Raw genomic sequence first — 6669 nt, forward strand, 5'->3', positions numbered from 1 at the left:
GGGCGTCCGCCAGCGCGGCAGCCGCGAGCGCGGCGGCATCGAGCCGCCCCGCCCGCGCACGCCCCGCTCCCGCCCGCCGCCTCCGGCACCGCGGCGCCCTCCCGGAATCCCGAAAGGCCCAAACCGTCATGCCCACCCTGATAGCCGTCGACCCGCCCGGCTGCGGCTGCACCGAGTGCATCACGGGGCAGTACGTCCCCCTCGACCGCGCGAGACCCCAGGACATCGCCGCTCTGCTCAACGGCCGGCTGCGCAACCACACCGGCGCCGCCCTCCGCGTGACCGTCGTGTACGCCCTCAGCCCCGGCGGTGCGCTGGACGACGCCGTACCGGACACGGTCCGAGTCGACTGCCAAGGGCTGTCCTGGGACCTCGAGCCCCAGCACGCCGCTCCGCGAGAGCGGTAAGGCCCCGGCCCGTCCGCCAGCCGCGGTTCCGGCGGCATCGAGCAGCCAGGACCGCGCACGCCACCGCCCGCCCCACACCGGGCCGCCCCGCTGCCCACCGAGAGCAAGGACACCATGATCATCACCCTCGAACCTCCTCAGACCATGCACCATGAGGAGCACCTCGGCCAGTACGGCCTGCTCCGAATGGACATCACCACCAACCCGGCCGACGGCAGCAGCACGTACAAGCTCCGCGCGCCCCACGTCCACGGTCACGCAGTCCTCTCCCCGGGAACCCTCCTCGCGGACCCCACCGAGTCGCCCCGCCCGCGGACGGTCGACCTCCTGGTCCTCTTCGGCACAGAACCCGCAACCCCTGCCCACCGACGAGAAGACCCGCTGACGATCAACGGGATCGCGCTCGCCAGCCTGACCCGCGTGTTCTTCGAAGACGTCGACGCCGGCGCCCGGGTACCAACCTTCCGGCGGAACAAGAACTCCAACGCGATTCCCCTGCCCCCCGCCACCGGCCGGCACGCCGCGGCGGTGCTCGGCGTAGTCGTCGCCCACTGGCGAGCCCGACCCGACCGAGAAGCCCTCGAAGCCGCAGGACGCCGCATCGCCGCCGCCACCTACCTGGAGAGGTACACAAAGGAGCTGCACCAGCTGGACCAGACCCTCAACGAGACCCGGGCCGCCCGGGTCAGGACCTCCCAGCGGGTCGAGACCCTCCGCGCCCTCCTCCCGGCCACCGAGCACGCTGCCGCGTGACCGACAGGTCCCCTGCACCAGGCTCAGCGTCCGAACCGCTCAGGCCGCCGCGGACCTCGGCCCGCACGGCACGCTCCGCTTCTCCGCCGACGCCCGTCCCCGCCATCGGATGCGTGACTGCCAGCCGCCGAGGGCCGCGGCGGCCGGCGCCGCAGGCAAGGGCTGACCCGGCCACACTGCGGCGGGCGTCGCCCGCGGCCCGGCCAGCTCGGTGCAGCCTGGCGTCCCCCGCGGGGGATCCGCTGCCCGGCAGCGGAGAGGCACGGGCCGGGGCTCCGCCCCGGATGGAGCCCGGCTGGCGCCGGGCGCTGCTCCCCGGCGCCAACCTCCGCTGCGCTCCGGCCGGCACCGAGGTCTTCCTCCATCCCCGGCTTTCTGATTGTGGCCGCGCGGGCCTGGCCCTCAAGCGCTCCAGTCCGTGTCCTCACCGGCCCGCTCCTACGTCGCTATACCGGCTCCGGTACTCCTTCCCGCGCTTGACCGCCAGGCCCGCGCGGCCGGGAACTGCCTTTGCCGGGGCGGGAGGAAGAAAGGTCGGCGGGTCTCCGCTCGTAGAGGGCTTCGGCCGCCCCCCGGCTGCCGGGCCGACGGGGGCATTCCGCAGAGACGCGCAGCCGCTCCGCGCCTGCCCCCACCCCGGACGTTGGCGCAGAAAAGGGGGGAAGTCGCTGGTCAGAACTTGTACAGGATCACCGTGTCAGGTAAACTAGTGCATGTCGGAACGGGGAGGGCAAACCCCGGGCCTGCCACCACGAGCCACCGAACCAAGGAGCCGTCCCATGGTCGCCGTCCTCACCGAGGCCCCGCCCGTGCAGATCGCGGTCGCGCCGCAGCTCGACGAGTACGACCGCATCCAGTGCGCACGCGAGGACTGCCAGGCCGACTCGGGATTCCCCGACGACGCCGACGAAGGGGCCTGGGCCGCTCACGACCAGGGCTGGCACATCTCCGACTTCAACCGCGACACCTGCGGCTGCCCGCACTTCTGCGCCGACTGTGCGCACGACTGGTGCGGCGTGGTGGACGACAGCCCGCGCCTGATCGGAATGCGCGTCATCGGCTGAACCGCCGCCAGGGCGGCCCGCGCAGGGCCGCCCGCCCCCGCCCGCACTGGCACCCCAAGGTAAGGACGCTTTCCATGAACGCCATCTATGTCGCCTCCCTTTCCGACTACAACGCCGGACGTCTCCACGGAAAATGGGTAGAAATACACGGCGACGCAGACGATGTTTATGACGAGATAGAAGCTGTACTCAAGACTTCCTCGCAGGGAAGCGCGGAAGAGTACGCGATTCACGATTTCGAAGGGTTCGGCGGAATCGAACTGCGGGAAACCGAAAGCATAGAGGACCTGGTTTTCATCGCCGAAGCCCTGGACCACTACCCCGCCGAAGTCGTCAAATACTTTCACGAAAAGGTGAGCGCCGAGCACCTTGCGGAGAAGTGCCAGGACGGGTACATCAGGACGACCGAATGGAACGTCGACCCAGAATCGGCCGTCGCGGAATACGCGCTTGACTACCTGAGCGATCACGGAACCGAAGGGGTGCCGCAGCTCTGGCGCGATCACATCGAAGCCGTAGCGCAGTCACTCGCGGTCAACTGGATAAACGACGGAACCGTAATTCCGATCTACGCCGGAGCCGGTACCTACCACCTTGTGCGCGGCTGATATCTTTCTCGATTCCCGACCCCGGAGATTTCCCCGAAGAGTTGACGCGCCCACCCCGGTAAGGTAGATTAGTACACGTCGGGACGGGGAGGGCAAACCTCGGAACGGCCACCACGAACCACCGAGTCGAGGAGACCTCATGCCCGCCGTGATGCTGACCGCCGCCGACCAGCTCGACACCATCCGCGAACTCGCCCAGGAGCTGTACGGCAACCGGGCGGAGACTGTGGACCGGGGCGGCTTCGGCTACTACCGGGTCGACGACTACGAATACGGGGCCGAGTTCGTCGCCCGCCCCCTCGACTCCCTCGACACCATCCGGGCGACCGAGCTGCGCCACGAACTCTCGCACCACGTTGCCGAGTACGCCGACGACCCCGAGGCGGACCCCGACCGGATCGAGGACCAGGGCCAGACCGTCCGCCTGTAGCCCGCCTGCTCCCCGCGCCCGGCTGAGGGCGCGGGGAGGCCCCTACCGGCCGGGATCCCGGCCGGCCTCTTCCAGTCCCGCCCACGAACGGACCCCCAGTGACTTTCCAGAGCTCCGCGGACCCGCAGGCGGACCTGCTCGCCCGCGCTGCCGCAGGCGACCGCACCGCCCAAGCCGCATTCGCCGCCGGGCGCGCCGCCCGCATCCGGGCCCGCCACCTGCTGACCGCCAGCGGCCGGGCCGCCGCCTACCGCATGATCCGGCGCAACCCGGAGGGCGGGGCCGACCGATGAGCACCGACACCGCCAAGTCGCCCCTGCCCGACCCGTACGCGGACCCCGCCGCCCACCTCGCGGCCCGCGCGCATCGGCTCCACGAGGCCCATACGGAGATGGCCGGTGCCTTCCTCCACTCCGCCGCCCCCGCCATCCGCGCACTGTGGCCCCGAGCAGAGCGCGTGATCTTCGACCGCACCGCCCACGACGCCGACCCCCGCCACCCGGTCACCTTCCTGCGCATCGAAGGCGCGTACGGGGCCGTCATCGCCACACGCGAGGAAGCCGACGCGCTCGACCGAGACGGCCAAGCGCTCCTGCGTGACGCACTCGCCGAGGTCTACGCGGCCGTCCTCCACTGGGACGCCGGGGCCGTCCCCGGGGCCCGCCCGTGGTGCGTGCACTCCACCTACGGGTTCCAGGACGGGGCCACGCCACCGTTCCTGTGCACGGTGACCCTCCCTCCTGCCGGAGCAGCGGCCCCGCGATTTGATGCGCTCGACTGCATCGGGTAAGCTAGTAAATGTCGGAACAGGGAGGGCAAGCCCTGGGCCGCGCACCACGAACCACCGAACCGAGGACCGTCTCATGGGATACACCCACTACTTCGCCTACGCCCCGCAGTCGGAGACCTTCCGGGCCAACTGGCTCCAGCTGCGCATGGACGCCGCCGCCGTCATGGACTTCACGAAGGCGTCCGGAATTCCCCTGGGCGGATCCGACGGGCGCGGAGCGCCGGTGATCGGCGAAGACCTGATCCTCTTCAACGGGCGAGGCGACGAGACGTGCGAGGACTTCCGCCTGGAGCTCGACCCCGACCGGCTCTCCCCGTCCGGTCCGTTCGTCTGGGGTTTCACCAAGACCGCCGCATGTCTCTACGACGTGGCCGTCACCGCCGTACTCCTGCGCGCCCACGTCCTGATGCCAGAGGTGTTCGCCATCGACAGCGACGGCGCTTGGGCCGACTGGCTGGAAGCCCGAGCCGTCAACCAGGCCCTGTTCCCCGACTCGCCCCTTCCTGCGACCGAACCGTTCACCGACACCACCTGCGGCCCCCTCGCCGCCCGCCACTGACCATCGCCGCCGGGCCTGCCCGGGCCCGGCGGCGGCCGGCCCCGCGCCGCACCAGCCGACCTGTCGTGGAGCGTGTACGCGGGGCCGGAGTTGACACCCCATCCCAGGGGTAGTAAATTAGTATACGTCGGAGAGGGGAGGGCAAACCCCGCACCGGCCACCACGAAGCACCGCCGCAGACGAGGAGCACGTCATGGCCAGCATTGACCGCGCCGTACGCGACCGCAAGGCATTCGAGGAGCGCCTGAAGACCGCCGCCGAGGCCGGCCGGAAGAACGCCCGGCGCTACGCGAATGACTGGTGGGGTCGTCTCCACGCCGAGGAGCTGACGGCGGAGAACGTCCGGATGGACAGCTTCTTCGAGGTCATCACCGGCTACCAGTTCCAAATCGAACTGTGGGCAGGCCTCATCGAGGCCCTGAAGGTCAGCGACGACGTCGTCGCGACGTGGCACGAGAAGATCGCCGAGGCCGAGCGGAACTCCGAGCGAACCGGGGGGAGTATGGGCAACCCTGTCGCCGACGCCCGGCAACACCTCTGGCGCGACGCGAACGAGAAGTTCGCTCGGTACGCCGCCGACTACTTCCGGCGCGTCGGCTGAACCGTCCCGCGCCCGGCCTCTTCGGTCTTCCGGTCGAGGCCGGGCGTGCAAGTTGCCAACCTCACCCAAAGAAGGTAAACTAGTACACGTCGGATCGGGGAGGGCAAACCCCGGGCCGAACACCACGAACCATCGAGCGAGACGAGCGAACATGTCCACCGCCACCCGCCCCGCCATCGGCCCCCGCCTCCTGGAGGCCGTCGAGGAGAGCCCGTACGGCGAACTCAGCAAGACGCACGTCCGCTACATCAACGGCCGCCCGTACCGCTTCCACTGGTGGGAGTACCGCTCCGGCGACACCTTCGTCGACGTCTCCGTCCCCGACGAGCCGACGTCGGCGATGATCGACATCTTCCCCGAGTACGGCACCATGCCCGAACACTTCGGCTGGACCCTGCTCCGCCAGTTCAGCAGCTACATGTTCGACTAGCCGCCGCCCGCCGGGGCGGCGAAGCCCCGGCGGGCCCCGCGAAGCGCCCGCCGAACCGGCAGGCGCTCCGCGTCCGCCCACCGAAACGAGACAGGACATGGCCATTCCCGGAATCCTCGCCGCGCTCGGGCTGGGGTACGCGCTCGGCCGCCTCCGCCCCTGGGGCCGGCTCCGCAGCTGGGCCGACTGGCAGGTGCGGCACCGCCCCGGGCGCTGGATCGGGAGCCGCGCGCGCGAGTCGGCGCTGTTCGTGGCGCTTGCCGCCACCCAGCCGCGCGCCGCCTTCACCGCCCTGCGGCATGTGCGGGGCACGCCACCGCGCCAGGTTGACACGTTCACCCGAGAGAAGTAAACTAGTACATGTCGAGAAGGGGAGGGTAACCCCGGATCGGCCGCCACAGAACCACCAACGAGGAGAAACCCCCATGGCAGGCGAGACCACCATCACCCTGATCGGCAACCTGGTCGACGACCCGGAGCTCCGCTTCACCCCCTCCGGAGCCGGAGTCGCCAAATTCCGGGTCGCCTCCACCCCCAGGATCTTCGACAAGACCACCAACGAGTGGAAGGACGGCGAGAGCCTCTTCCTGACCTGCTCCGTCTGGCGACACGTCGCCGAGAACGTCGCCGAGTCCCTCACCAAGGGCATGCGCGTCATCGTCCAGGGCCGCCTGCGCCAGCGCAGCTACGAGACCAACGAAGGCGAGAAGCGCACCGTCTACGAGCTGGACGTCGAGGAAGTCGGTCCCAGCCTGCGCAACGCGACCGCCAAGGTGACCAAGGTGCAGCGCAACGGCCAGGGCCAGCAGAACGGCTGGGGCCAGGCGCAGCAGAGCGGAGCCCCGCAGACGGACCCGTGGGCAACCGCCCCCAGTGCGGACGACCAGCCGCCGTTCTAACCGCCCGGGGGCCGCGTCACGCGATGCGGCCCCCCGGCCCGCCCGCCGCCCGTCCGCGCGGGACCGCGCCCAGACCGGCATCGAGCCGGCCCGGCCGCGTCCGCGCCGAACCGCCCCGGCCGCACCCC

At 70.6% G+C, this 6669-nt stretch carries 12 protein-coding genes; all 12 read left to right on the forward strand.

What is annotated here, in order from left to right; translation table 11 throughout:
• Positions 1–407 (forward strand): hypothetical protein (locus CIB93_RS36450; RefSeq protein WP_218839822.1); only part of this gene is annotated, 407 nt, incomplete at its 5' end.
• 114 nt (positions 408–521) lie between these two features.
• Entirely contained in the window at positions 522–1160 is a 639-nt protein-coding gene (locus tag CIB93_RS36455) for a hypothetical protein (RefSeq protein ID WP_096633071.1), read from the forward strand.
• Positions 1161–1939: 779 nt separating this feature from the next.
• Positions 1940–2224: a hypothetical protein gene (locus CIB93_RS36460; protein ID WP_096633072.1), complete on the forward strand. Its 285-nt coding sequence runs from the start codon at positions 1940–1942 to the stop codon at positions 2222–2224.
• 74 nt (positions 2225–2298) lie between these two features.
• Positions 2299–2832, forward strand: a complete 534-nt coding sequence (locus CIB93_RS36465) for an antirestriction protein ArdA (RefSeq protein WP_096633073.1) — start codon at positions 2299–2301, stop codon at positions 2830–2832.
• Positions 2833–2971: 139 nt separating this feature from the next.
• Positions 2972–3262 carry a hypothetical protein gene (locus tag CIB93_RS36470; protein WP_073226970.1) on the forward strand — a complete coding sequence of 97 codons (291 nt, stop codon included), beginning with the start codon at positions 2972–2974 and terminating at the stop codon, positions 3260–3262.
• Positions 3263–3360: 98 nt separating this feature from the next.
• Positions 3361–3555, forward strand: coding sequence for a hypothetical protein (locus CIB93_RS36475; protein ID WP_073226973.1), 195 nt, complete (start codon positions 3361–3363; stop codon positions 3553–3555).
• A complete protein-coding gene (locus tag CIB93_RS36480; protein ID WP_096633074.1) occupies positions 3552–4052 on the forward strand; it encodes a hypothetical protein in 501 nt (166 codons plus the stop codon). The genes CIB93_RS36475 and CIB93_RS36480 overlap by 4 nt, the downstream gene beginning before the upstream one ends.
• Before the next feature lie 73 nt (positions 4053–4125).
• Positions 4126–4611 carry a hypothetical protein gene (locus tag CIB93_RS36485; RefSeq protein WP_096633075.1) on the forward strand — a complete coding sequence of 162 codons (486 nt, stop codon included), beginning with the start codon at positions 4126–4128 and terminating at the stop codon, positions 4609–4611.
• A gap of 193 nt (positions 4612–4804) precedes the next feature.
• Positions 4805–5212, forward strand: coding sequence for a hypothetical protein (locus CIB93_RS36490; protein ID WP_096633076.1), 408 nt, complete (start codon positions 4805–4807; stop codon positions 5210–5212).
• Positions 5213–5363: 151 nt separating this feature from the next.
• Positions 5364–5642 (forward strand): hypothetical protein, encoded by a 279-nt coding sequence (locus CIB93_RS36495; RefSeq protein WP_073226987.1) that lies wholly within the window; start codon positions 5364–5366, stop codon positions 5640–5642.
• Between the two features lie 97 nt (positions 5643–5739).
• Complete coding sequence (locus CIB93_RS36500) at positions 5740–5994, forward strand: hypothetical protein (RefSeq protein WP_073226989.1); 255 nt, start codon at positions 5740–5742, stop codon at positions 5992–5994.
• 73 nt (positions 5995–6067) lie between these two features.
• Positions 6068–6541 carry a single-stranded DNA-binding protein gene (locus CIB93_RS36505; RefSeq protein ID WP_073226992.1) on the forward strand — a complete coding sequence of 158 codons (474 nt, stop codon included), beginning with the start codon at positions 6068–6070 and terminating at the stop codon, positions 6539–6541.
• Positions 6542–6669: the final 128 nt, after the last annotated feature.

Source organism: Streptomyces sp. WZ.A104 (assembly GCF_002382885.1).
GTDB lineage: Bacteria > Actinomycetota > Actinomycetes > Streptomycetales > Streptomycetaceae > Streptomyces.